This window comes from Aquimarina sp. RZ0 (assembly GCF_008370685.1).
Taxonomy (GTDB): domain Bacteria; phylum Bacteroidota; class Bacteroidia; order Flavobacteriales; family Flavobacteriaceae; genus Aquimarina.
This window is the reverse complement of sequence record NZ_VTZU01000092.1, coordinates 1-25,680: the sequence shown is the minus strand read 5'-3', so window position 1 is coordinate 25,680 and position 25,680 is coordinate 1. Positions and strand designations below refer to the sequence as shown.

Sequence of the window (25,680 nt, the reverse complement as noted above, 5' to 3'; positions counted from 1 at the left end):
AGGCTATCGATTGCCGAAAACAATCTGTTTATAGTGTCTTCTGAAGGTATTGCGTTGGGTAATTCGAGAAATGTTTTAAGAAATGCTTCTTTTGACCTAGCAAACCCCACCATTTGTTTCCAGGTTTCTGCTCCACAAATTACTGAAATTATTCCGATAAGAAGGAGTCAATAAAATTGTGAAGTTGGTTTATATGGCTTCTAGGATCTTCCATTTGACTAAAAATTGACTGTAGTGAATTTGTGTTTTTCAAAATATATATTATATTGATTATCAATACAATATACTCGCTTTTAATCTAAAAAACCACTATTAACCAACTTAAAATCAAGTCTTTTAATACAAAAAATACCCCAAAAATCAACTCGAAAAGTATGAGTTTGCCCTGCGTAACATGAGAAAATTTTAGGTTTTTTATACTTTTAAAAGTACCTTGTCCTAAAAAAATTAGGAAAAAGATTAATAACTATAAAAAAAAAAATCATTTTCCTTAATGAGAACATAATTGAAGCTAGCATGAGTTAAAGGTTAGTAAAAGTTAAAATCCCAAAAATACTCATTGAATTTTAGGGAAATTTCATATTTTTTACTGAGCTATATAAAGAATTTTATTCCGATCTTGCTATCTTTGAAGTATTTAAAAAAAATTACATGAAAGTCGATCAAGTACTAATAAAAGAACATATACAAAATGCTTTTATAAAAGGCAAAATAGAAGTTAAAGATCATAGAAAAAATGTATTGGTTTTAGAGAATGGTATCTTTAAATTTAATGGAGTTGAGAAACCAAAATCGAGTGATGCGATAGAAGCTATATTTCTGGAAGCACTTAGACTCACCAGAAACGTAAAACTGAATCAACAAGAATATTTTAGGAAAAGTAATAAATGGATTTTAAAATCCCATCAAAACGAACTCTAAAAGCGCATTACCCCCTTTCTTAATAAAAGAAATCACTCGTTTATTATAGTTCTCACATATAAAATAAACCTATATCTGAAATTATTTATTCTAAATATCATTTTGTTCTAGATTTTTTTAACAAACCCAGGACAGATAAAACAAAAACCTTAACCGAGTTTTTACTCAAATTAGGGCCTTTGCTTTTTCATATCTTCTAAAACTCAATGTACAGAAAATACATTGGATATATTATTTTGATGTTATCTTTCCCATTTTCTGCCCCCAAATCCTCCTGTAGCAAATACTCTGCTCATTTGATTGGCATTATCCACCTTTAAAGACAATTTCCCAGATCCTCCATTTCTACCCTTAGGCACATCTACCCAATCTAGTGTTATTGTATCTCCAGATCTTGTTCCAAAAGCAACATTAGCCCATACCGGAAGTCCAGATTGATAATTTTGTTCTCCAAACCATACGATTCTATTCCCCAATTGTCTTAAGTAATAAGAACCACCATCGCTAGCTTTCCATTTTGCAGTCAGGTCATTAATATTATTTCTGGTACCAAATCCCTGAGGTCGAACACCTGGCAAACTAGAGGGACGATTTGATTTAGTTAAAACATTTCCACCAAAACCGGGTCCAAATATTTTGGTAATCACGGTACCACTATTATTTACTGAAAATGTCAATGCCCTAGCCCCGGTATTTATACCTTTAGGCACATCATAAAATATACCAGATAGCGTATTGCCGGATAAACTTCCTCTAAATACATTTGCCCAAATTCCCGATGGGTCTTCTCCAAACCAGAAAATATCATTTCCGATTTGACGAATATAATAGTGACCTCTATCACTCCCTTTATAATAACCTGTTAAGTTTGAGAATACTTTTGATGAAGGTATTGTTTCTGTGAAATTCTCTTCTTTTTCGCAACTTGTCAATACTAATATTAATGACAGAAAAAGTACAGTTGCATTTAATTTTGATACGAATTGCTTTGATCTCATGGTAAATTTCTTGATTTTAAATTTGGTTAAACTCTGAATCTGTATCATAAGTTTTAGGTGATATTGTTGATACAAATTTCACGAATTTATAACAATAGCGAGTCACCCAAATCGGGTGATTTTTTTGATATTTTCATTATTTAAAAAAAGAAAAAGTAGTTTTTCAGATTAAAGCATTAGCAGTCTCTAAGCAAAAAGATTCGATAAAATCATGCATTGTTTTTTTCAACAGATTGCTTCTCCAAAATCTGTTAACTCTTGATACATTGGATCTTTTTCTATCATTGTCATGAGGTCTTTTTTGACTTCAAATTTCTTTTTTCTTGCATACTTTTCTGTATATCCTGTAATCCTGGCAATTTCTCTCATACTTTTCCCCTCTAAAAAGAGCGTTAATAGTTTCTTACTGGAATCTGGCAGTTTTAAAAAATATTTTTGATACACTTGTGTTCTTTCCATATCTTCCAAAACATCACTATACGAAATCTCGTGCTGATCTATATAGTCATACATAGTATCCAACTGCATAAATTTCTTTTTTCTACGTAATCGGTTTCTCCAGATATTTCTGCAAACACCATAAAAAAAAGTATCTACAGAACCCGTAATCTCAAGAGTATCAGACGTTAATTTCTGATATATCAGCACCAACCCGTCCTGAAACACATCTTCTGCATCTAGCTGACTCCCTGAATTATGAACGATATATCTTTTGACATAGATATAATTTCTTTTATAAAAAGCTTTGATCACTTTTTCATTTCCCATTAATATCCCTTCTAAAATTTTACAATCTTTTATGCAACCCATACGCATACACTTAATATCTATATGTATTAATACTTTTTTCCCTGTTTAGTACGCATACAAAATTACCGTATATAGATGGTGTTTTATTGTTTTAGGAAGAACGGCTCCCGTAGTTGCAGTATCTTTTTGACCACTTTTTTTACTATCAATTAGGAGTATAAAATGCTATTTTCTGCTCACTCAATGTAACAAACAATGCTCGTTTTAGTCTTACTCATATAGTTACAAGCAACCTTTACATAGAAAATGATGTCTATACTAATAAAGCATTACCCGATAATTGAGATTTAAATGCTTCGAAGGTAGTTTACTAACCAAAAATTAATAACAGATACCAAAATTATCATACAATGAATATGCATACAATAAGAATAACATTTATACTAATTTTTGCCAGTATACTGTCTATACATGCACAATCCATTAGTTCTAAGGTTGTAGACAAAAAAACAAATCAACCAATACCCTACGCTACTATTCAATTGTCAAAAAACAAAGGCCTTATCACTAATGAAGAAGGGCGATTTAGTTTTACCCCAAATCAAAAACTATCTCAGACGGATTCTATTTATATTTCTTCTATGGGATATGAAAAAATTGGTATTGCGCTTAGTGCGCTTACCGATAGTATCATCTATATTGAACCCAAAGCGATAGAATTAAGCGGGGTTTTTATTTCTAATAAAAATCTAACCATTGATGAGATTATTGACAATATAAAAGATAGGTTAGATCAAAACTATAGTAGAGATTTATCTCATAAAAAGCTTTTCTATAGGCAATCTAATTTTAGTAACCTTAATAAAATCAATGTTAAATTTAAAAAATCAACTATAGAAGAGTTTAATAAAAAGTTTATCGATAGTGTTATTTCTATTATTCCAAGAAAATCATCTTATTATACTGAAGCCTTGTGTGATTTATATGGTAATTTCCAAAAACAAAAATTAAATATCATTAAGAGCGCTGAGTTATATGATAAGAGCAATGACGGTTCTATGGAGGCATTATCTGATAAACTAGAAACCATCTTAAAAAAGAATGTAAAACCAAATTCTTATCTAAAAATAAAATCAGGATGGATTCTTGGTACCAAAGTGCAAATGGACTCAATTTTTGAGAATAATGATGAAGCAGCACAAGTAAAAAAAGAAGTAGAGAAACCTAATAAAGATGATAAAAACTATTTTCTTGACTATAGAAAATCATCTCTTCAAGGTCTGTTATCTGATATGTTCTTTCAGGAAGATTCTCAATTAAATTTTATTGACAAATCCAGTAAGTATGATTTTGAACTACAAGACTATACCATTATAGATGACAGCAGTGTATATGTTATCAATTTTGATCCTAAAAGGGGCGCTGACTTTAAAGGTACTATTTATGTAAATACTGAAGATTTTGCAGTAATGAGAGTTGATTACCAGAATGTAAAAAATCTAAAAAACTTTGGACTATTAGGTCTCAGTTTTCACGACACTACCTATAAAGGAAAAACTATTTTTGCAAAAAATACTGATGGTAAGTACAGTGTGAGATATTTAGAAAAAACAAGAGGTAATATTTTTGGTATTGATCGTCCTCTGAAAATCATCGAAAAAAACAAATTTGTAAAGGGAAAACGCAAACAAAACGAGTTATCATTAGGATTAGATATTGGTGTGGGAGAAGTAAATAAATATGAAGTAGTAATTTTTGATTCTCAGCCCATAACAGAAAGTGAATATGAGAACAGTACTGAAAACAAAACAATCAAACCACAATACTTATCCAAATATGATCCCGAATTCTGGAAGGGTTATAATATTATAGAACCCAATACGGCAATCAAACAGTTTACGGCTATAGAAGAAGAATCTTAAAGTGCTGTTTTTCTTTTTCCCTCAATACCTCAAAGTGCCAAAATTCTTTGAGAGATTACAGGACCTAATTCATAGCTGCTTTCATTTAATTCTTTTTTGATAGCGGCTAGCTCTGTTAACAGATTATTCGACTTATATACCTCTGCCGTATAATACATAGCCATAGGTTCAAATGTTTGATTAACCACCTGTTTTTTTATAATTTCCAGTGCTTCTTTATGCCTGCCACTGAGATTAAGAATATATGCTTTGAGGCTATAAATCTGAGGGATTGATCTTTCTGCAATTTCTACCTCAGAAATTTGCAAAGCGTTCGCAAAATTTTTATACTCTTCTGATAAAATTAGTGCATTATGAATATTGTACATAGTTCCATATCGCTGATCTTTTACTGTTTCCTTGTATTGTTTTAAAAAGAGCGTTTGATCTTTCTTATTTTTTTGAAACTTCGAAATCTCAGCCATAAATAAGTAATAATCCGGTACTTTATGGGTTTCTGTAACTATATTCATAATTCTTAAAGCCTCTTCTGGATTATGCTCATAAGAATATATAATCCAAGCGATTCCTTTTTTTGCAAAGGCATTGCTATGATCTATTTTCAGAGCTTTCAAAAAATAGTTATATGATTTCTTAATCTTTCCTGCATGCCCATAATACGTAGCCAAATTTGTATAGCTCCATTTGATTAACTTTTTATTTTTAGAATCTTCAGCGATTAAGGTCGCCTTTTCCATATTGCGTATGGTAGCACTCATATTACCTAGGTGATCATTCCATTTTGCGAATCGAATTAAAAAATCAAAATCATTTTGATTTATCACCTCCTTGTCTGTCAAATACGTTTCTGCTTCTATAAAATCTCCCAGCTCCATACAGGCATCAAATAACACTAGTTTTGAAAACCTATTGGGATAGATTTTATACGCCTCTGCCGCGGCACTTTTTGCATCTTTAAATCGATGTTGTGATATATAGTTTCTAGCGAGATCTAATAGAATATTTTCTTTTCGCAATCCTCCAAATTTCAATGTTTTCAGAAGAGCCTGCTCTGCTTTTTTTAAATATACTATCTCAGCAGTAGCTTCAAACAGCTGTGTATATTCACTTGCTATATTTTTAATTTCAACAATTTGCAAGCTATCTTCTTTTATAAACTGATTCCAGATTTTAATTCGGGAACGTATGTTGTCAGTTTGCAGGCTCTCTTTTCTAAAATAGATATTATAATCGTCTGGGTTTGTAATGTCCTCTGGGTTTTGACAGGAGATCAAACAAAATACAACGATCATTTGTAGAACTGCTAATGTTCTCATTTTTATAAACTTTAGTATCGGAGTGAGTTAAAAAAATGTTTTTAAGTTTACTAAAATTACCCCATTTTTTTAGAGGGTAACTTTAAACCAGAAATGATATAACTATCTATAAATCGTATGGTTTTTCTAAATACGGAAAAGCTGAAGTTGGATTTACTCTTGTTGCCTCTCGATTATCTGACACAAGAATAGGCAAATCCGGGATGCCATCATTGTCTGTATCCTGACCATTAAAACGATCTCCCTTTGTTCCTCCAAACATGAGTGACAACATAACATCGATCACATCATCTGTAAGTGTTCTCCCTGTTAGCATGGCATAACTTGTAGGTCCATCTAATGACACTTGCAACGCATTTTTTGCCATTAACGAGGTAAACTGCGTAGCATCCAGCCCCAGGTAATTAGTTTCATAAGTAGCATCAAAAAGAATGTGCATCTGATTGAGTCTTTCCAGAAATAAGGGTTGAAATGTTGCCTGCTCTGCAGTAGCTATTGTATTAAATTGATCTTGCGTTTCTCCAGATAAAATATAATTCAACGTTGTTTCCGGGCGACCAATATGATCTACCTGTTTATATTCACCCGAAAAATCGGGCACCATAATAACCATATCAGAACCTTCGTTTACATCTGCATCTGAATCTTCACTACATCCACAAAGCAACATCAGAAATGCCAGGGCTATATAATAATTGATAGTACATATTTTCATTTTGTATATTTTTCGCATAAAAATGCATTGATTATTAATAAGCTTAAAAAGGGCTATACAACATAAAGCTATTGCCTCCTTTTTGTTGACAACCAGGTATTTATCACTTTAGCACCATTTCCAATGGGGTGATCAAACGTATCTCCTAGATATTTATTAGGTACTTCTACAATCACCGACAGTACATTAAGTTCTCTGGGGATATATTCGTGATTAGGTGGCTTGAACCCTCCTCCAGGTTCTTGAGACTGTCCTGTAAACACAGCAATATATTGACTCACATCAAAATAAAAAGGATCTTCACGACGACCTGCGAAATAAGAAATCTCATCTTTTGTCGCTGTAACTGTTGTAGTGTCTGTACTTATCTTTACTTTCTCGATAAAAGTAGCGTTCTCTTTAGAAATAACGCCCGTTACACCAGTGGATAAAGGTTTATAAGGACCAAAGAAATACATATACCCATCCTTTGGAATTGCCTGTATTACCAAATCCTCTATTAAATCATTGTTATTATCTATATTAAATTCGACTAAAACCTGCTCATCAAAAGTTCTGTCATTACTTCCTGGTGGAAGCGTACTCTGCAGGTTCGCAACAAAAACGGTATTGTCAGGATTATTAGGGCTCTCATAAGCATAGAGATCGGCAAGGTCTGCAGTATTGCCAATAGTAGATGGTGAATCTATATGGTCACTTGCCATAAAAATCATTCCCAAAACTAGCAGTGGCAGGAATATCAATAGTTGCTGTTTATTTATTTTTTTCATTTGATTCATTTAAGTGTTAAAATCTTGACACTGGAACACTAGACTTATACCATTTCTAATATGTCATTATCTACTAAAATCATTTCTTTTTGTTTCAGATTTCGAAATAAAAAGCATCGATAGCGCTGCTAGTTATGAATTTTCTTTCTCATCTGAATTAAAAACCAATTTGATTCAGTGTATGGTTATTTTATCTATGAATTGGTATTATCTTGAGTAAAAGAGAAGGAGACGCCAAAACAATATAGGCTATCTGACTTCTTTTTAAATCAAAATACATCTCTTATTAATGTTTACTAAACACTATTAAAAAATCATTATATCTAGCATACTAATCAGATATAACTATTAAGAAAATTAAATATTAAGTGGTTATTTTGATGTTAAGCAATTAGTAGTAGAATATACTTTTAAGCGATTGCTTGTCAATTTAAAAAAGTAACCATCAGTAAATACTTGAGATACTATACACAGTATACTGATTAAAACTATTAATAAATTCGGGAGGTAAAAATTTCAAAGATTTCATTTTATTTATATTTAAGTTGGATTTGTAAAATTACTGAATAACCAATAGTAAAAATGTTAGACAGCTTACTTTTAAGACTAAAAAAATAGTTTTAACACCACTTTACAAAGCATTCATTTTGAAGGGAAAAACCCGTTTCGAATATATACCACGATTTATACCGGCAGTTTTTTATGTTATAAATGAGGAATCAATACGTCTTAATTTTAAGAATACATTAGAATAGTTGTATCTTTTTTAATCGTAACTATGTCTAAAGCGATCTATTTTTATGTAAGTATATATCTAGTATGATACTACTTATGAATTAATTTTATAAAAGCTATGAAAATTTTTAAGATCTTGTTATTAGTCCAATTGTCGTGCGCGTCGTCAATTGTCGCAAAAGCACAAACAATTAGTGCTAAAGTTGTTGACAAAAAGACAAATCAACCCATCCCATATGCCACGATACAACTAGGACCTGATCAGGGAATTGTGACTAATGAAGAAGGGAGTTTTAGTTTCACAATAAATAAGATAAAGACTGAAACAGATTCTATACATATATCTTCTATGGGATATGAAAAAGTAGGTGTTGCCCTGACAAGCATTACTGACAGTATTATATACGTAGAACCCAAGGCAATAGCACTACAAAGTGTTTTTATCTCTAACAAAAACCTGACTATTGATGAAATCATTGACAATATAGATGACAATCTGGAAAAAAATTACAGAGAAAATATTACAAAACGGAAATTATTTTTTAGAGAAACAAATACGAGTTTTATCAAGAAAATAGATATTGATTTTAAAAAGTCAACCATAGAAGATGTAGATAAAAAACTAGTGGACAGCATCTCTGGAGTGATCCCGAAAAACTCTGTGTTCTATGCAGAAGCTCTGGCTGATTTTTATGGCAATAGCAAGAGCCAAAAATTGCATGTAATTAAAGGGGCTCGCTTGTATGACAAAAATAATGGTGGATCTATGGAGTCAATATTTAAAAAGATGGAAAAAATTTTTAGAGATAACGTAAAGCCTGATTCTTATATAAAAATAAGATCTGGACTCTTTAGCCAAAAAGTGCAGGTTGATTCTATACTTACAGCCAATGAAGATGCTGCCGATATTGTAAATGGCATTGATGATCAAAAAGAGAATTTCTTTTTTAGGACCAGAAAAATGAATCTTACAAACTTATTTGATGAAATATTTTTTGAATCAGGTTCTAAATTAAACGTAATTCAAAAATCAGGAAGGTATAATTTTGAGCGTGTAGATTATACCATATTAGATGATATAGGCGTATACGTCATTGAGTTTACACCAAAACGTAGAGGTGATTTTAAAGGAACTTTGTATGTAAATACTCAGGATTTTGCTATTATAAGAATTGATTATCAAAATGTAAAACGCCTGCGTAGCTTTAATTTACTTGGAGTTAGTTTTGAAGAAAACGGCTATAGCGGTACTACTATTTTCTCTAAAGGATCTGATGGGAAATATGGAGTAAAGTTTATAGAAAAAGTAACCGAAAACAAATTCGGAGTAGACAGACCACTAAGCATTATCGAAAAGAATAAATATGTTAAAGGAAGAAGGAAACAAAATCAATTATCCCTTAACCTCGATGTAATCAGCTATGCTAAAAACAAGTATGAGGTTATTGTGTTTGAGACTAAAAATATCACAGATACTGAATACGCAAATAGCAAAGAGAATAAAAATGTAAAATCTACCTACTTATCTAGTTATAATCCCGATTTCTGGAAAGGATACAATATCATAGAGCCAAATACTGCAATCAAGCAGTTTAAAGTTCCTGATCAAGTAGAACAAGATTAGTTATTTCAGTTTCAATGTTTTTAGTAATGCTTCAAAATAAAAATCTTCCTGCTCTGGAATAATTATCGTTTTATAGGCTGTATTTTTTATCACATAATAAGATGAAGTGTCTCTATTTAGTTTGTCAGAGTGTAGATTCACAATCTTTTGTATAAAGTCATTGATCAATAACACCTCATCATACTCAATTTCCCTCCTCATTGTTGGCTGATCACTCTTATACACCAAATAATCAACTCTAAAACTAAGAGAAGCTACTGATCCATTTTTATGATAGAATTCAAAAGTAAAGTCTTTAGATGTAAATATCTTATTAACATTCGCTGCCGTAGGAGGTACCTCACGGGCACAACTCATAATGAAGATACTTATCAGCAATGCTGCTACTTTTTGCATTCTCATATTTTAATGATAAAGTTATACAAAAAATTTGGTATTCGTTTTTCAACCAATACCAAATGATACCATTTCTCAAATGAAATTACCTACTAAAATTATTACTTTTTGTTTCATACTTCAAAATAAAAAGCATCAATAGCGCTGCTATCTACGAATTTTCTTACTCAACTTAAATAAAGAATCCCCGAGGCAGAGCCATAGGGGTATTCAACGGAAGAAAGTTTTACAAGTTAATGAAAACCATCCGTTTTCAAACTTTCCTCTAAAACCTCCGATGCAGAGCATCGGGGAATTCTATTGATTAAAAAATAATTTGATTCAGTTTACGGTGATTTCATCTAAGAATTGGCATAAGAGCATGTTTAAAAACAATGCAAACTGATTGTCAGTAGTTTGGTGTTCTGACGACACTTCAAATCGACGACATATCGAGATATGTTGCTTATTTGAAGTAAAGTCAAGGTTGTCAAAGTAATGACCAACAGGCAGAAGGGTTTTTAAACATACTCTAAGAAGTTCCTGTCATTTACAATACTATTTTTGGATTATTTCACCGCTAAACGTTTTATAGATCTTTCAAAATCTATATTTTCCACATTGCTTACCAATAATCCAATTCCTCCAGATTTTGAAGCTACAATATATTCTGCCTGGAATTTTTTATCTTTCTTAAAAGCTTTCATATATTTTAACTTAACAATCTTAGAATTGGGCGTAAAGAAAAATCGACCGTGAATTCGATGGTATTTTACTTTCTGCTTAGAAGACTCATCTTTTAGCTGATTGCTTAATGCCTCCACTACGGTTGCAGCTCTATGTTCATCCAGCTGATAGTAGTCACAGGCATAGACAAATACATAATTCTCTACGTTTCTATTCTCTACAAACAACTGGAAATCTACATTCTTATCTTCGATTTTCTTTAGCTCTTCCAAAGCTATCTTTTTAAATAAAGACTTATTGTTTAGTGAATCCAATCTGGATTTAAACTCATCCGGAGATGTCTTAACATATGAAGAGGTAAGCATAATTGTATTCTCACGAAACTCAATAGTGTTCTTGGTAAAAGCAGAAAATGTGGATTTCTTTTTCTCTCCAGGGATATACTCACATCCAATTATAAGGATGGCACATAAAATCAATAGTAATTTTTTTTTCATAGGGTTTACGGTGTTAATTAGTTTAACATACTGCAAGTAAGCCCCATAAGATGATGGCAATATAGTAAAAAAAAATGGTTAAATGTACATTTAACGTTTTTAAATGTATTTAATCGATTTTAAAACATCACTAATACTGTATTCTACACAACTCATTTAGTCTTTTATTTTTTTTACAAACACCTGATAAACTTGTATTAAAATAAAATTATAAAAAACCAATTGTCATTTTTTAACAAAAAAAAGTAAGCTAAAGACTACTTTATGAAAATCATTGAATCATTCGATATAAAAATTATAGAAGCTAATCAGCCTGCTTTTGATAATGAATGATTCATTGACACATCAAGTTTTTTTGTATATTAATTAAAAGAAAATGAAATGGTATCTTCACAAAAACCATTGTTTTTTTATCTATTTTAAAGAATTGCTTCCATCTTTACATTTTCTACCGCTTTAATAGTTTTAGTAATGGATTCTACATGAGGAAGGCTAAGAATATTCATATGATTACCTTCAATTCTGTGAACTATAACACCTCCTCTAGTTACAGTCTCCCACCCATATGTTTCAGTCAATTCTTCATTTTCTTTGTCAGCTCTAAATAGTGTTACTGGAGTATTATGTGTAACATTTATATCTGGAATATATGTATCCCAGATTTTTACCTGATGGATATATATCTTTACAAACGTATAGAAGTCTGTTCTTGTCATAAAATTAAAACCATGTTTTACTAATGCATCAAACACCATGTCTAATTGTTCTTCTTTACTTTTAGTAAATAAAACTTCATTATTTATCTCTAATTGTAGTTCTTTCTGATTTAAAAACTCTTTTAAAACTTCAGAAATTAGCATTAGATTTTCAAAAAATGATTTAGATAAAACCGGTGAGTCATCTAAAGTATTTTTACAAACAGAAAAATAAGGTAGCCCATCAAAAATAATTAAACGTTGCACTGACAATCCTTTTTTATGTAGTTGCAAACACATTTCATGAACGACACCTGCTCCAAAAGAATATCCTGCCAACTGATATGGTCCAAAAGGATCTATTCTTTGCATGCTTTTAATGTTCTGCTCAGCAATTTTTCTACACTAATTGTAGAGGTAATTTTAGCCTCTAGTCCATCCGATAGAAATCCATATAAGGTATATGTATCTTTTAGTAAATTTGCTAATTCATAAAAGGAGAAAATACTACCTCCAGCACTAGGAGCACAAAATCCGGCTAGAGTATACCCCTAGTTCCGGATTAAAGTGAACCACCCATTCCGGTGGAAAGTGAGCATAGCATTCCGGATTAAAGTGAACCACTTATTTCCGGTCTAAAGTGAACCAGTACTAGATCGATTCTATTTGTTCGTTATAAGTAATCTTTTTAAACAAAAGATTATGGCATACCATCAAATAGAAATGCGAAAAATAAAAAAGATATTTAAGCTCTACACCGAAGGTGTAAGCAAGTGAAAGATTAGTTCCCAGCTACCTGTTAGCCGTAATACGGTAACCAAATACATTGCTTTTTTCAAGCAGTATACCTTTACTTACAGCGAGATTAGTGCGATGAATTTAGAGGAGTTGCATCTGTTGTTTCATTCTAAAGAAAAGCAAAAGAGTGAGCGATTACAAACCTTAGAGTAATACTTCCCTTATTTTGACAAAGAGTTAAAGAAAACAGGTGTTACCCTGCAATTACTTTGGGAAGAGTATAAAGAGCGGCATCCAGATGGACTAATGTCCTCCCAGTTCAGTTATTGGTATTTAGTATGGCGTAAATCCGTATCTCCAGTAATGCATTTTGCCTATGATCCAGGAGATAAACTATTTATAGATTATACGGGGCAAAAACTCACTATTGTAGATGAACACACAGGAGAGCTTCAGGATTTAGAGGTTTATGTATGTGTTTTAGGAAATAGTCATTACACTTATGTAGAAGCCTCTGCAAGTCAAAAGAAAGAAGATTTTATACGTTGTACCGAAAATGCCTTATGGTTTTATGGAGGTGTTCCAGAGGCTTTGGTTCCAGATAATCTTAAAGCTGCAGTAACCAAAAGCAGCCGTTACGAACCTAAAGTGAATGAGACCTTTGCTGATTTTGCAGATCATTATGGCACCTCTGTATTGCCCACTAGAGCTTATAAACCACGTGATAAAGCCATTGTGGAGAATGCAGTACACATCATTTATACCAGAGTCTTTGCTAAGCTAAGAAAAGAGACTTTTCATTCTATAGCAGCTATTAATACGCGTATTTTAGAGTTGTTACAAAAGCATAACACTATGTCCTTTAGAGGAAGGGATTACACACGATCTTCCTTGTTTGAGGAAATAGAAAAACCTGCCTTAAAAGCGTTACCTATAAAACGCTATGAACTCAAACAATATGCCAATGGAACTATACACAAAAATGGACATATTTATCTAAGTAAAGACAAACATTATTATAGTGTTCCTTATACCTATTTAGGAAAAAAAACACACATCATATACTCTGAAAACTTAGTAGAAATCCATTACAAAGAGCATCAGATAGCCGTTCACCCTAGAAACAAAAAGAAGTATGGATATACTACAGAAAAAGAACACATGTCTTCATACCACCAGTTTGTAAGCGATTGGAATCCAAAGAAATTTATCGATTGGTCTGCCAACATAGGTATAGATTGTAATACATACATCATTAAGATTTTAGATAAAAAACAACATCCAGAACAATCCTATAAATCCTGTATAGGTATTTTACAATTAACTAAAAAAGTAGGCAATACACGTTTAAATAATGCTTGTAAAAGAGCCTTGGATTATCAGGCTTATAATTACAATATTATCGTCAGAATCTTAGAAAAAGGCTGGGACACCATAGAAGACACTCCTGTGGAAGACCAGGAACTACCAATGCATAAAAACATAAGAGGAAATCAGTATTACAAATAAATATAAAGCAAATGAATACACAAACATTAGAACAAATGAAACTGTTGCGTTTCCAGGGAATGCATAACGCCTTTACCGAAGCATTAAAGAACCTGAGTGTTCAGTATACCAGCGATGAACTAATCGCTTATTTAATTCAGTCAGAATGGGACGATTGACAAAATCAGCTAAATTTAGATACAAAGCTGTAATGGAAAATATTAATTATGAAACCGATAGGAATATCGATAAAAACCAAATAAAACGCTTTATGGCATGTGATTTTGTGAAAAACAAAGAAAGTATCCTGATTACAGGAAGTACTGGAGTAGGTAAAAGTTATATCGCTTCAGCTATAGGCTATCAGGCTTGCTCTTTGGGATACAAAGTGCTATACTTTAACACTCATACGATTTGTGATTAAAAAATTCGTATAAATTCATTGAATTATTTTTTCTTTATGCAAGGCAAAAAAATCAAGCATAGCTATAGCTACGGTTTATTTTTTAAACGAAGTAGAAAGGAAAAAGAAACGATGAATATGCGAAATTTTTAGTTATAAATCGTATCAAAAACTATTTACAAAACTAAAAACAGCTAAAGCCGATGGTACATACCTAAAGGAAATTAACCGAATAGAAAAGCAAGATCTATTAATACTAGATGACTTTGGGCTTAGAGTGCTTGACAATGTAAGCAGGAATATACTAATGGAAATAATAGAAGACAGACATGGAAAACATGCAACTATAGTAGCTTCACAACTACCGACAAATGCATGGCATCAAATCATAGGAGAACAAACTATTGCTGATGCTATTTTAGATCGACTGGTACACTCAGCACATAGAATTAATCTAAAAGGAGAATCCATGAGAAAGAAACTAAGAAAAAAACACTAATTTTAAACAACAAATGAATCGATTTAGAACAACTCATTTACCCTGCTCAATTTAAACCGGAAGGGGTGGCTCACTTTGACCGGATTTTCCAATACCACGGCTAAATCAAAAAGATAGTTATACCCAATCCACAGGTTTTTTAAATATTTCCAGCAATCGAGCTTCTTCTGAATCAGGTTCCGGTTGATGATCATATCGCCATTGCACATTAGGGGGTAAGCTCATAAGAATACTTTCTATTCTTCCATTTGTCTTTAACCCAAATAAGGTTCCTTTATCGTGTACCAAATTAAACTCTACATACCTCCCTCTACGAATCTCTTGCCAATCCTTTTGCATCTCTGTATAAGCAAGATCTTTTCTTTGTTCTACGATTGGTATATAAGCTTCTAAAAAGCTATTACCTATTTCTGTGACAAAATCATACCATTCCTCCATAGATCTGTCATCTGTAGCTTTGCAGTAATCAAAAAACAATCCTCCTACACCACGTCCTTCTCCTCTATGGGCATTATAAAAGTATTCATCACACTTCTTTTTATATAGAGGATAAAAATCCGCACTATGTTTATCGCAAGATGATTTACATACCTGATGAAAATGTTTGGCATCCTCATCAAATAAATAATAAGGTGTTAAATCCTGTCCTCCTCCAAACCAACTATCTACAATATTTCCATCTCCATCATACATTTCAAAATATCTCCAATTTGCATGCACTGTTGGTACCATAGGATTTTTAGGATGTAATACCAGAGACAAACCGCAAGCAAAAAAATCAACCTCCCCTACTTTAAAATAAGCCTGCATCGCTTTTGGCAATGCACCATGAACTCCGGAGATATTCACTCCTCCTTTCTCAAAAACATCCCCATTTTCTATCACTCGTGTTCTCCCACCACCACCTTCTGGTCGTTCCCATAGATCTTCTCTGAATTTTGATACACCATCTATTTCTTCAATCTTAGAAGTAATAGTATCCTGAAGATTCTGTATATATTGGTAGAATTTTTCTTTCATACACAAAGTTTAAACGCTTTTGTCAAAAAATAAGACCATAAGATACCATCAAAAAAAACTCTCAAAATTGAGTCAGAATAAAATGCTTCTACAGTATCTCTTTAATCGATTGCGAATATAAGAATTTGCCCCCATCTTTCACAATAGGCTATTCAGATTTATAATATCCAAATACCGCAATTTTTTACTTAAAACTTAACAATTAAAAAAATCTATAAAAAAACAAAAACTACCCGATTTGGGTGGGGAAAAAACCGCATTTCATTTATAATTTTAATCAAAAAAATAATAGCATCCAACTTAAATTATTGTTTAACTAAATTATATTATGTCAATTAATTACACTAAAAAGTTCCAATCCAATGTTGTTTTAAGATTACTACAACAACAAAGTAAACTATTCCTATTGTATCTGCTATTTATGCTACCTTTTATTCAATACGCTCAAAATGAGGTATTAATAAACTCCACAGAAATAGATTCATCAAATATTCTAAATTTTAATTTACAAAAAAACAATCATGAGATCCTAACAAAGACTTTTTCAAAAGATGAAACTCCGACAAATACATCTGAAAACATTTTAGATCTACCAAAACAGAATTTAGGACGACACGCAATAGCGTGGACTGACCCTGTGAATGTGACTGTAAATCAAAATAACCTTACCAAAACATCCGGAACCGGTTGGAATGCTGGAGCTGCCTCTATTAATAAGATCCCAGCAAATAAAGATGGTTATATAGAAATGACAATTGGTGACCCTAATACTGATGTGATGTTTGGACTTTCATACAGCAACACAAGTGCTTCCTGGAATACTATTGATTTTAATCTCTATATGTCTAGATTTAGAGGAGGAAATATCGTTATTTTTCAGAGAAGTACGCAAATTACCAGTAATTCTCAATTAGGCTCGTATTCGAGAGGTGATGTCGTGAGAGTAGAACGGATAGGCAGTAATGTGAATTTTAAGAAAAATGGAGCCATTATTTACACATTACCGGTAGATAGATCAAGATCGATGATCGCTGATGTAGCTTTATACGATAGAAATGCAAAAGTATTGAATGCATACTGCTCTGAGCCTGTAACCCCAAAATATCCTATTGTATGGACAGATGCGGTTAATCTATCTGTTAGCAGAAATAACCTTACCTAAAACATCAGGAACCGGTTGGAATGCCGGAGCAGCCTCTGCGAATAGAATCCCTGCTAACCGAGATGGTTTTATAGAAATGACTATTGGAGATCCTAATACAGATGTCATGTTCGGGCTTTCCTATAGTAATACCGACGCATCCTGGAATACTATTGATTTTAATCTCTATATGTCCAGATTCAGAGGTGGAAATATTGTTATTTTTCAGAGAAGTACGCAAATCACCAGTAATTCTCAATTAGGTTCGTATTCGAGAGGTGATATCGTTAGAGTAGAACGGGTAGGCAGTAATGTCAATTTTAAGAAAAATGGAACTATTATCTACACATTACCGGTAGACAGATCAAGATCGATGATCGCTGATGTAGCTTTATACGATAGAAATGCTAAAATATTGAATGCATACTGCTCAGTTCCGGCACCAAATAGATATCCTATTGAATGGACTGATACGGTTAATGTGTCTGTTAGCGGGAATAATCTTACCAAAACATCCGGAACCGGTTGGAATGCCGGAGCAGCTTCTACCAATAAAATTCCTGCCAACCGAGATGGTTACATAGAAATGACTATTGGAGATCCCAATACGGATGTGATGTTTGGGCTTTCTTACAGCAATACAAATGCGTCTTGGAACACTATCGATTTTAACTTATACATGTCCAGATTCAGAGGTGGAAATATCGTTATTTTTCAGAGAAGTACACAGATCACCAGTAATTCTCAATTAGGTTCATATTCGAGAGGTGATATTGTTAGAGTAGAACGGGTAGGTAATAATGTGAATTTTAAGAAAAATGGAAGTGTTATATATACCTTACCAGCAGATAGATCGAGATCGATGATTGCAGATGTAGCATTATATGATAGAAATGCTAAGGTAATAAATGCTTTCTGCTCTGCTGCTCCTGCAAGAATATCTGAAGATACCGGTATTACTGAAGAAAATTTTGATAAAAACCTTCAGATAGAAAAAGATCAAAAACAGCTATCTCTAAGTCCGAATCCTGCATCAACCTATACATCATTGTCATTTTTTAGTACTGAAAAAACGACTGCCGATATTATTATTTATGGTACCAATAAAATGATAATCCAGAAGAAAATAGATGTTTTTCCTGGTAATAACCTAGAAGAAATAAGCCTTGATCCATATGCAAAAGGTGTCTATTTATTAAAAATTGTTTTTGCAAACGGAACACAAAAAACCAGAAAATTAATCAAAAACTAATTACTATATAGTTTATTGACACAGATTATATTTGACCTGTATGGTAAATAAAATCAGAAATATATCTCTGATTACCATACAGGTCAAATTGTATTATTTCTATGATAAATTGATCTTTAGCATTTAGAGCTCCCCTTTTATATCAGAAATTTCTTTGGAGGTATGCAAAGTAATTACCCCTCTTTTTTCTAAAATCTTCACAGTTTCTGTAGAAGCAGCAACTACAGAAATAGGAAGTGTAATAATAAACCCAATAACGGGGATGAATAACATTAACATAAAAACAATTCCATTACCAATAGCAGTTCCTCTATATTTTCTAACAAACTGTATGCTCTCTTTATACTTAAAATGACGTTCCATTGTATAATCCATATTCCCAAAACCTACATAGTAAGCCTGCACTATAAAAATCAGAATCGTGGCTACAATCCCTATTACCGGGATAAAACTCAGTAGCACTAAAGGGATAATAAATAGCAGTTCTCTCAATAAGTTCCTAACATTAATCCGGATACCTCTCATTAATTGTTGTCTAAATGAGGTCTGACGATGAGAATGGTTGTGATTTCCTGTTAGATGTAGTTCTACTTTTTCTGAAACCGGACTCATAAACGGCGCAGATAATGCCATGACTATATGCTTATACAGTACAAGTCCTATTGCCAGAATCAATAAAATACTTAAATACTTACTTATTACAGCAACCGTTTCTGATCCTAATTCCCATATCCATATCCTGGCAATAAAGTTTCCTAATGGTTCTGACAAAAACCAGGCGAGTGCAAAAAATAGAATACCTGTGATAAAACTAATGAGAATAGGGATGGCAAAGTATTTCCACAATCCAAGTTTAGAAATTAAACCAAATCCTCCAAAATAAGCTTTAATACCGTCAATAATATTCTTAATCATAAATGCTTCGTATTGATTAACTTCTTATTAGTAGTCTTTTTATATATTTTGTTTCAATTTATATAAAAACTTTGTGATTAATCAGCATAGCATCCGATAAAGCTAAAAAATATTAGCAGGATTTGTTTTCATCCAAAAGGTAAATCAAATCTGTAGTATCTGTATCAATAACTTCTACTATTCTTTTGGCGTTTTGTGTTTTTTCTTGCAAAAAATTTATGACAGCTGTTTCAGAACTATCTTTTAGTATCCTAAAATACTCCCTTCCTGCACTATTATTATGCAAATCCATAGCAGTTGCCAATGGTTCATTGGGTGCTAGTTTTTCATGTAAACTGGTTATTTTTTCTGCCCAAAGGATAGATTGTTCTGTATTTTTGGTAATGCTTACTGTTTGTTGACAAATTAAAATATTCCATAACGCATGCCGGAATGCATTTTCTTTTCCATCCTTATGGTGTGTTCCCCTATATAAGTTATCACAGATAATAAGGGTTCGTTTTGTTGCACTAACGGTCGGAATAATCAACAATGGTTTTTGAAACAGTAATCTCAATACTTTGATTAACTGCCAAAAATCAAACCTTTTCATAGCATTCCACAGGTTCATTAGCCCATTTTATATTCTTTTACTGCATCTACAAATGCTCTGGCATTATCCACAGGAATATTGGGTAAAATTCCGTGGCCCAAATTAGCGATATATCGATCTTTCCCGAATTCATCAATCATCTGTTTCACCATGCTTTTGATATCTGATGGAGGTGATAATAATCTTGATGGGTCAAAATTCCCCTGCAATGTGATTTTTCCTCCTGTAAGGTATCGGGCATTACGGGCAGAGCAAGTCCAGTCCACACCTAAAGCTGATGCCCCAGAATTTGCCATCTCCTGTAATGCAAACCAACATCCTTTACCAAAAACAATCACTTCTGTCTCCTCTTTTAATGCAGTTACAATCTGTTGAATATATTTCCAGGAGAATTCCTGATAATCAACCGGAGAAAGCATTCCTCCCCAACTATCAAATACCTGAACAGCATTCACTCCTGCTGCTACTTTCTTTTTAAGATATGCAATAGTGGTATCTGTAATTTTTTGTAATAATTGATGCGCAGCTTCCGGTTGTGTAAAACAGAATTCTTTAGCTTTATCAAAATTTTTAGAGCCTTGTCCTTGCACTGCATAGCACAATATTGTCCAGGGAGAGCCTGCGAATCCTATAAGCGGAACTCGATCATTCAGTTTTTCTTTGGTCATCTTAATAGCATCCATGACATATCCCAGCTCTTCATCAATATCCGGAACAATCACTTGATCTACATGTGCTTGTGATCTGATTGGATTAGGCAACCATGGACCAATACCATCTTTCATCTCGACTTCTATCTGCATAGCCTGCGGAATCACTAAAATATCACTGAATAATATTGCTGCATCCGGACCAATAATATCAATAGGTTGTACCGTAATGTCAGAAGCTAATTCTGGAGTTCTGCATCTTGTAAAAAAATCATATTTCTGCTTCAATGCCATAAACTCGGGCAAGTATCTTCCTGCCTGACGCATCATCCATACTGGTGGTCGATCTACCGTTTCTCCTTTTAAAGCTCTTATAAATAAATCGTTTTTAATCATATTCGTTTATCAAAATATTTAACTGCCTGAACAATTACATTCTCCACAGTTGGTTTAGTAGCGACAATAATATTGCCTGCGTATTTTTCGGCTTCAGAAGCTGTCGTGTTTCCTATACAAAAAGCAATACTTCGTCCAAAAGTATTCGCAGCGACATAACTTTGAACAGCTGATGGGCTAAAAAAAAGTATCCCCTCGAAGGTGCGGTTCATTTTTTTTGGTTTTAGTTCAGTTTTATACACTATTTCTTCTTCAAGCTGAATGTTATTTTCTCTTAAAAGCAATGGCAATTCATCTCTTCTTTTATTTCCACAAAAAAAAACAAACGAATCCTTTTTATATTTTTTTACAATAATCTCTGCCAAAACTGAAGCATTGGATGCCGTTTCAACCACCATATATCCATTTTCTTCTAAAAGCTTTCTGGTATGTTCGCCTACACAAAAGCAGTGTTGAATGCCGAGTGTAGCATGCAGAATTCCTTTTACAGCATTCTTACTGGTAACTATTGCATTCTGAATTTTTTTGCTAAAATTAACCGCTAACAATTCAATCTCAATAGCATCATATTCTACAAGCCCAAGTCCTGAATTGAGCAATAATTCTTTCTGTGGTGTAAAGAGTTTCTTTGTCGATAGTATGGTAGGAATAGTATTCAATTATTTCAGGTCTGATTTAATTTTCTTCATGATTTCTATTCCGCCATTGGTCAAAACTTCCTGAGCGCATTTAATTCCAAACGCTTCTATATCTTTATCTTCTATATGCTCTATTTTTAAAGTTTTTAAGACTTCTCGTTTTTCTTTTCCGTCCAAACTAAACAAAACTCCTTTAAAACTAATCTGATCACCCTGCATCTCTGCCAAAGCACCTATCGGTGCCGTACATCCTCCTTCTAAGGTTCTAAGGAATGTTCTTTCTATATGTACACATATCTCAGAGTCTCTATGATTGAGATGAGAGAGTGCATCCAAGCAGTAGGTATCATCTTCTTTTGCCACAACCAGCATTGCTCCTTGAGCCGGAGCAGGAATCATCCAATCAAGATCAAGATATTCTTTAGGTTTTAGATTGATACGTTCCAGTCCTGCCGCCGCAAAAATAGCTCCATTCCAGTTACTATCTTTTAGTTTTTGCATGCGGGTATTTACATTACCTCTTAGATCAACCACTGTATGATCTGGATACTTATGTAACCATTGTGCTTGTCTTCTCAAACTTCCTGTAGCAATAACTCCTTCTTCCTGTAAAAAATCCAATCCTTTATGGACCAGAATATCTTTAACATTCGCCCGTTCTAAAATCGCAGATTCTACAATACCAACAGGTAATGCCGTAGGCACATCTTTCATAGAATGCACTGCGATATCAATGTCATTAGTAAGCATTGCAATATCCAGAGTCTTTGTAAAAATCCCCGTAATCCCAAGTTCATATAATGGTTTATCCAATACAATATCCCCCGTAGATTTTACGGGTATTAATGTAGTATCGTATCCTAAATCTTGTAATGTATCCTGCACGGTATGTGCTTGCCAAAGTGCCAATTCACTATCTCTGGTACCAATGCGAATTGTTTTTGTCACTATTTATTTGTTTTGTATTTGAAATACTTTCTGAATCAATTCAATACTTTCATTTGTAGCTGTGTTCTCATTCTTAAGATGATTAGCAAAATGATTTGTAATTTTCTGAATGATCCGATCACTAATAACTGTAGCCTGTTCTTCATTAAAATCTGACATCTTTTTTCGCTGCAGATTAATTTCGGCATCCTTAAAAGAGCTTAATTTACTTTTTAATGCTTTTATGGTAGGCGCAAATTTTCTTGTCTCTAACCAGCTATCAAATTCAGACTTTACTTCTTCGATAATAGCCTCTGCCTTTGGGATATGCTCTCTTCTTCTTTTTAGCGTGTTATCCGTGATTCTGGATAAGTGATCCATATGTACCAGCGTTATATTAGGAAACTCTGTAACATCGGTAGCCACATTTTTTGGCACTGATAAATCAAGAATAAGCAGCGGTTTATCCTCATGTACATGATCTTTGGTAATAGTCGGTATCTGAGCTCCTGTTCCTACGATTAATACATCTGTTTTTTTTACTTCACTTCTGAGGTCATCAAAATCTCTAACAACAAGATTAAATTTTCCTGCTACCTTTTCTGCTTTGTCTCTGGTTCTATTGATTAAAACAATATGATCGTTCTTGGTATGTTTTATTAGATTTTCGCAAGTATTCCGTCCTATTTTGCCTGTTCCAAAAAGTAGTATATTTTTATCTGATACATACGGAACTCTAGCCAAAATATATTGAACTGCAGCAAAACTTACAGAAGTAGCGCCTGTAGAGATTTCCGTTTCATTTTTTATGCGTTTACTTGCCTGAATTACAGCATTTATCAATCGTTCTAAAAAAGGATTGATCATCTGTACTTTTTTAGACATTCTGAAACCCGCTTTTATCTGACCAATGATCTCAAAATCACCTAAAATCTGACTATCTAAGCCTGTTCCTACCTTAAATAAATGATGAACTGCTTTATTATTTTTATGTATGTATGCTACTTTTTCAAACTCTTCTACAGTACCACAAGTATACTCACATAACAATTTTATCAGTTGAAATGGATGTTGAGCAAAACCATATAATTCAGTGCGATTACAGGTGGATATAACAAGAAGCCCATCGACTCCTTCTTCTTTTGCCTGATCAATTATCTTAATCTTGGCTTCCTCGTTAATACTAAAATGCCCTCTTATCTCAGCATCAGCTTTTCTATAGCTAAGTCCGATTGCATAAAAATTAGTTCTTGTTGCTTGTAGGTGAGGCTCCATTCAGTTATTTATGTTCTCTGGGCAAAAATATCTCAGATATACATTAAAAAATAACGCTAGAAGTTTTTTTAATATCGAAATACGTCATTTATATCTATAAAAATATGAAAATAGGTAAAAACAGCTATTTTTGTAGTAACCCCAAAGGTTACAACAGCAATTATTTAGATTGATTCTAAATAAATAATTTTACTACTATGGAAATTCAAACAAAAAATAACGCTCCAGGAATTCTTGAAGAAACCAAAATAGAAGACGGGTTTTATATTCTTAAATTTCAAAACGAACACAATGAAAATCAAAGAATTATAAGAGATATTGACAGTAGTTATATCCAGTTTCATTTTTGCCTGAAAGGAAATATGCAATTCAATTTTAATAATGGAAGTTATTCTTTACCATTGCCTCAGGAAAAATCCTTACTCCTGTATAATCCTCAGCGAAATTTACCTATGAATCTGGATATGGAAGCAGATTCTTTATTAGTTTCTTTATTAATTTCTATCAAAAAATTTCATTTATTATTTTCTAAAGAAGCAGATTATATCCCATTTCTAGGCGAAGGTAACCGAGATAAAAAATATTATACAGATGCAGCGCTTTCTCCATCGATGAGTGTGGTATTAAATCAGATTGTAAATTATAACCTTCATAAATCTATAAAATTTCTATATTTCAAAGGCAAAGCATATGAACTGCTAAGTTTATATTTTAACAAACCCGAAGATGCTGATACAGAACAATGTCCATTTTTGGTTGACGAAGAAAATGTACTTAAAATTAAAAAAGCTAAAGAAATAATCATTTCTAAAATGGCAGAACCACCCACTTTACAGGAATTATCAAAAGAGATCGGGCTACCGCTAAACAAGCTGAAGGATGGTTTTAAGCAAATTTATGGAGAGCCTGTATATGCCTTTTTATTTGATTACAAAATGGAAGTCGCCAGACAATTACTTGCCTCAGGTACCTATAATGTAAACGAAGTGGGATTAAAAGTAGGATATAGTACTTCAAGCCATTTTATAGCTGCTTTTAAAAAGAAGTTTGGTACTACTCCTAAAAAATATGTAATGAATCTCAGTTAACTAAGATTCTTTTACCGGAATTCCGACACCTTTTTGTAAAGATACAATAGAATCATACATTCCTTTATCACCTTCTTCAGTGTCGCTTAATACTGATACGAACTCAAAATTCTCCAGCAATTCCAGAATAAAAGGTAATTTTTCCTTTTCGACGTCTACAATTATACGTTTCATTTCAATGCTTTTTTGATACTTATAAAAATACTAAAATAATGGATGACTATCATACGTTCACAAGATTTTAACTAAGCAACATCATAATTAACATTTTTTATGTTTTGTATCAGAAACCAGAATTCAATCAGAATGTAGTTATTCTTTTTGTATACCTCAGTAAACCAACTTATGAATATATCTAATTGAAAGATGCAAAATCATAGGCCACCTATGTCATAAATGGTTAAAGAATACCTTGAGCCGTTATCAAAAATCCATTTTGAACGTAATAGAAACTTCTCCGGTTTCTCTATCTACATTTACTTTTGGTTTATCTGCATTCTCCGCAGTATCACCAGTACTCATATTATAAAGGTTACCTCTAAAATTAATTTATTTTTAATCAAATAGTTATAGTATTTTACTGACTAAACACAGGTGAGATGAATAGTTACAAACGCACAGGAACAACTTCTTTATTTTCAGAAAGTTATCGA

Annotated in this window: 25 protein-coding genes and 2 pseudogenes; 10 read left to right on the top strand and 17 right to left on the bottom strand. The window is 32.7% G+C overall.

From position 1 onward, the window contains the following. Positions 1-158, bottom strand: a 158-nt coding sequence (locus F0000_RS28705; RefSeq protein WP_149627216.1) for a transposase family protein, incomplete at its 3' end; no start/stop codon positions are given. Between the two features lie 493 nt (positions 159-651). Here F0000_RS28705 and F0000_RS23735 point away from each other — a divergent pair. Further along, positions 652-921: a hypothetical protein gene (locus tag F0000_RS23735; protein WP_149627214.1), complete on the top strand. Its 270-nt coding sequence runs from the start codon at positions 652-654 to the stop codon at positions 919-921. Positions 922-1,163: 242 nt separating this feature from the next. On the opposite strand, the gene F0000_RS23730 is transcribed toward F0000_RS23735, so the two are convergent. Next, positions 1,164-1,919 (bottom strand): hypothetical protein, encoded by a 756-nt coding sequence (locus F0000_RS23730; RefSeq protein WP_149627213.1) that lies wholly within the window; start codon positions 1,917-1,919, stop codon positions 1,164-1,166. A 225-nt stretch (positions 1,920-2,144) separates the two neighbouring features. Continuing rightward, positions 2,145-2,729: an RNA polymerase sigma factor gene (locus F0000_RS23725; protein ID WP_188112255.1), complete on the bottom strand. Its 585-nt coding sequence runs from the start codon at positions 2,727-2,729 to the stop codon at positions 2,145-2,147. 356 nt (positions 2,730-3,085) lie between these two features. Between F0000_RS23725 and F0000_RS23720 the strand changes: the two genes are divergently transcribed. Beyond that, on the top strand, positions 3,086-4,591 hold the full coding sequence (locus F0000_RS23720) for a carboxypeptidase-like regulatory domain-containing protein (protein ID WP_149627211.1): 1,506 nt from the start codon (positions 3,086-3,088) through the stop codon (positions 4,589-4,591). A 29-nt stretch (positions 4,592-4,620) separates the two neighbouring features. On the opposite strand, the gene F0000_RS23715 is transcribed toward F0000_RS23720, so the two are convergent. From F0000_RS23715 to F0000_RS23705, 3 genes are all read right to left on the bottom strand, one after another. Further along, positions 4,621-5,907: a lipopolysaccharide assembly protein LapB gene (locus F0000_RS23715; RefSeq protein WP_149627210.1), complete on the bottom strand. Its 1,287-nt coding sequence runs from the start codon at positions 5,905-5,907 to the stop codon at positions 4,621-4,623. Positions 5,908-6,013: 106 nt separating this feature from the next. Further along, entirely contained in the window at positions 6,014-6,622 is a 609-nt protein-coding gene (locus F0000_RS23710) for a DUF4331 domain-containing protein (protein ID WP_149627209.1), read from the bottom strand. Between the two features lie 68 nt (positions 6,623-6,690). Then, positions 6,691-7,392 (bottom strand): DUF4331 family protein, encoded by a 702-nt coding sequence (locus F0000_RS23705; RefSeq protein WP_188112254.1) that lies wholly within the window; start codon positions 7,390-7,392, stop codon positions 6,691-6,693. An 853-nt stretch (positions 7,393-8,245) separates the two neighbouring features. Between F0000_RS23705 and F0000_RS23700 the strand changes: the two genes are divergently transcribed. Then, positions 8,246-9,751 (top strand): carboxypeptidase-like regulatory domain-containing protein, encoded by a 1,506-nt coding sequence (locus F0000_RS23700; RefSeq protein WP_149627207.1) that lies wholly within the window; start codon positions 8,246-8,248, stop codon positions 9,749-9,751. Here F0000_RS23700 and F0000_RS23695 read toward each other — a convergent pair whose 3' ends face one another. From F0000_RS23695 to F0000_RS23685, 3 genes are all read right to left on the bottom strand, one after another. After that, positions 9,752-10,147, bottom strand: coding sequence for a hypothetical protein (locus F0000_RS23695; RefSeq protein WP_149627206.1), 396 nt, complete (start codon positions 10,145-10,147; stop codon positions 9,752-9,754). A gap of 548 nt (positions 10,148-10,695) precedes the next feature. Further along, a complete protein-coding gene (locus F0000_RS23690) occupies positions 10,696-11,310 on the bottom strand; it encodes a hypothetical protein (RefSeq protein ID WP_149627205.1) in 615 nt (204 codons plus the stop codon). Positions 11,311-11,729: 419 nt separating this feature from the next. Further along, on the bottom strand, positions 11,730-12,401 hold the full coding sequence (locus F0000_RS23685) for a thioesterase domain-containing protein (RefSeq protein ID WP_255452873.1): 672 nt from the start codon (positions 12,399-12,401) through the stop codon (positions 11,730-11,732). 591 nt (positions 12,402-12,992) lie between these two features. Between F0000_RS23685 and istA the strand changes: the two are divergent. From istA to F0000_RS23670, 4 genes and pseudogenes are all read left to right on the top strand, one after another. After that, positions 12,993-14,252, top strand: a pseudogene (istA, locus tag F0000_RS23680) (IS21 family transposase); the annotation flags it as partial. A 35-nt stretch (positions 14,253-14,287) separates the two neighbouring features. Next, positions 14,288-14,410, top strand: a complete 123-nt coding sequence (locus F0000_RS28425; RefSeq protein WP_255452872.1) for a hypothetical protein — start codon at positions 14,288-14,290, stop codon at positions 14,408-14,410. Beyond that, positions 14,398-14,655, top strand: a complete 258-nt coding sequence (locus tag F0000_RS23675; protein WP_255452871.1) for an ATP-binding protein — start codon at positions 14,398-14,400, stop codon at positions 14,653-14,655. The genes F0000_RS28425 and F0000_RS23675 overlap by 13 nt, the downstream gene beginning before the upstream one ends. 148 nt (positions 14,656-14,803) lie before the next feature. Continuing rightward, positions 14,804-15,133, top strand: a pseudogene (locus F0000_RS23670) (ATP-binding protein); the annotation flags it as partial. 117 nt (positions 15,134-15,250) lie between these two features. Here F0000_RS23670 and hemF read toward each other — a convergent pair. Continuing rightward, positions 15,251-16,153, bottom strand: a complete 903-nt coding sequence (hemF, locus tag F0000_RS23665) for an oxygen-dependent coproporphyrinogen oxidase (protein WP_149627202.1) — start codon at positions 16,151-16,153, stop codon at positions 15,251-15,253. A 328-nt stretch (positions 16,154-16,481) separates the two neighbouring features. On the opposite strand from hemF, the gene F0000_RS23660 reads away from it, so the two are divergent. Together F0000_RS23660 and F0000_RS23655 are read left to right on the top strand one after the other, a co-directional pair. Next, positions 16,482-17,315: a hypothetical protein gene (locus tag F0000_RS23660; protein WP_149627201.1), complete on the top strand. Its 834-nt coding sequence runs from the start codon at positions 16,482-16,484 to the stop codon at positions 17,313-17,315. Further along, positions 17,275-18,546, top strand: a complete 1,272-nt coding sequence (locus F0000_RS23655; protein ID WP_149627200.1) for a T9SS type A sorting domain-containing protein — start codon at positions 17,275-17,277, stop codon at positions 18,544-18,546. Before F0000_RS23660 ends, F0000_RS23655 begins: the two co-directional genes overlap by 41 nt. 123 nt (positions 18,547-18,669) lie before the next feature. Here the strand turns inward: F0000_RS23655 and F0000_RS23650 are convergent, their stop codons facing one another. From F0000_RS23650 to hemA, 6 genes are all read right to left on the bottom strand, one after another. Next, positions 18,670-19,461: an EI24 domain-containing protein gene (locus tag F0000_RS23650; RefSeq protein WP_149627199.1), complete on the bottom strand. Its 792-nt coding sequence runs from the start codon at positions 19,459-19,461 to the stop codon at positions 18,670-18,672. Positions 19,462-19,573: 112 nt separating this feature from the next. After that, on the bottom strand, positions 19,574-20,053 hold the full coding sequence (locus F0000_RS23645; protein WP_188112253.1) for a hypothetical protein: 480 nt from the start codon (positions 20,051-20,053) through the stop codon (positions 19,574-19,576). A gap of 17 nt (positions 20,054-20,070) precedes the next feature. Beyond that, positions 20,071-21,099: a uroporphyrinogen decarboxylase gene (hemE, locus tag F0000_RS23640; protein WP_149627197.1), complete on the bottom strand. Its 1,029-nt coding sequence runs from the start codon at positions 21,097-21,099 to the stop codon at positions 20,071-20,073. Further along, positions 21,096-21,758: a uroporphyrinogen-III synthase gene (locus tag F0000_RS23635; protein WP_255452870.1), complete on the bottom strand. Its 663-nt coding sequence runs from the start codon at positions 21,756-21,758 to the stop codon at positions 21,096-21,098. Before F0000_RS23635 ends, hemE begins: the two co-directional genes overlap by 4 nt. Next, positions 21,759-22,688, bottom strand: a complete 930-nt coding sequence (gene hemC, locus F0000_RS23630) for a hydroxymethylbilane synthase (protein ID WP_188112256.1) — start codon at positions 22,686-22,688, stop codon at positions 21,759-21,761. After that, positions 22,689-23,939: a glutamyl-tRNA reductase gene (gene hemA / locus F0000_RS23625; protein WP_149627195.1), complete on the bottom strand. Its 1,251-nt coding sequence runs from the start codon at positions 23,937-23,939 to the stop codon at positions 22,689-22,691. It lies immediately after the preceding gene. A 197-nt stretch (positions 23,940-24,136) separates the two neighbouring features. Between hemA and F0000_RS23620 the strand changes: the two genes are divergently transcribed. Continuing rightward, a complete protein-coding gene (locus F0000_RS23620) occupies positions 24,137-25,027 on the top strand; it encodes a helix-turn-helix transcriptional regulator (protein WP_149627194.1) in 891 nt (296 codons plus the stop codon). Here the strand turns inward: F0000_RS23620 and F0000_RS27950 are convergent, their stop codons facing one another. Beyond that, positions 25,028-25,201: a hypothetical protein gene (locus F0000_RS27950; protein WP_188112252.1), complete on the bottom strand. Its 174-nt coding sequence runs from the start codon at positions 25,199-25,201 to the stop codon at positions 25,028-25,030. Positions 25,202-25,680 lie beyond the last annotated feature (479 nt).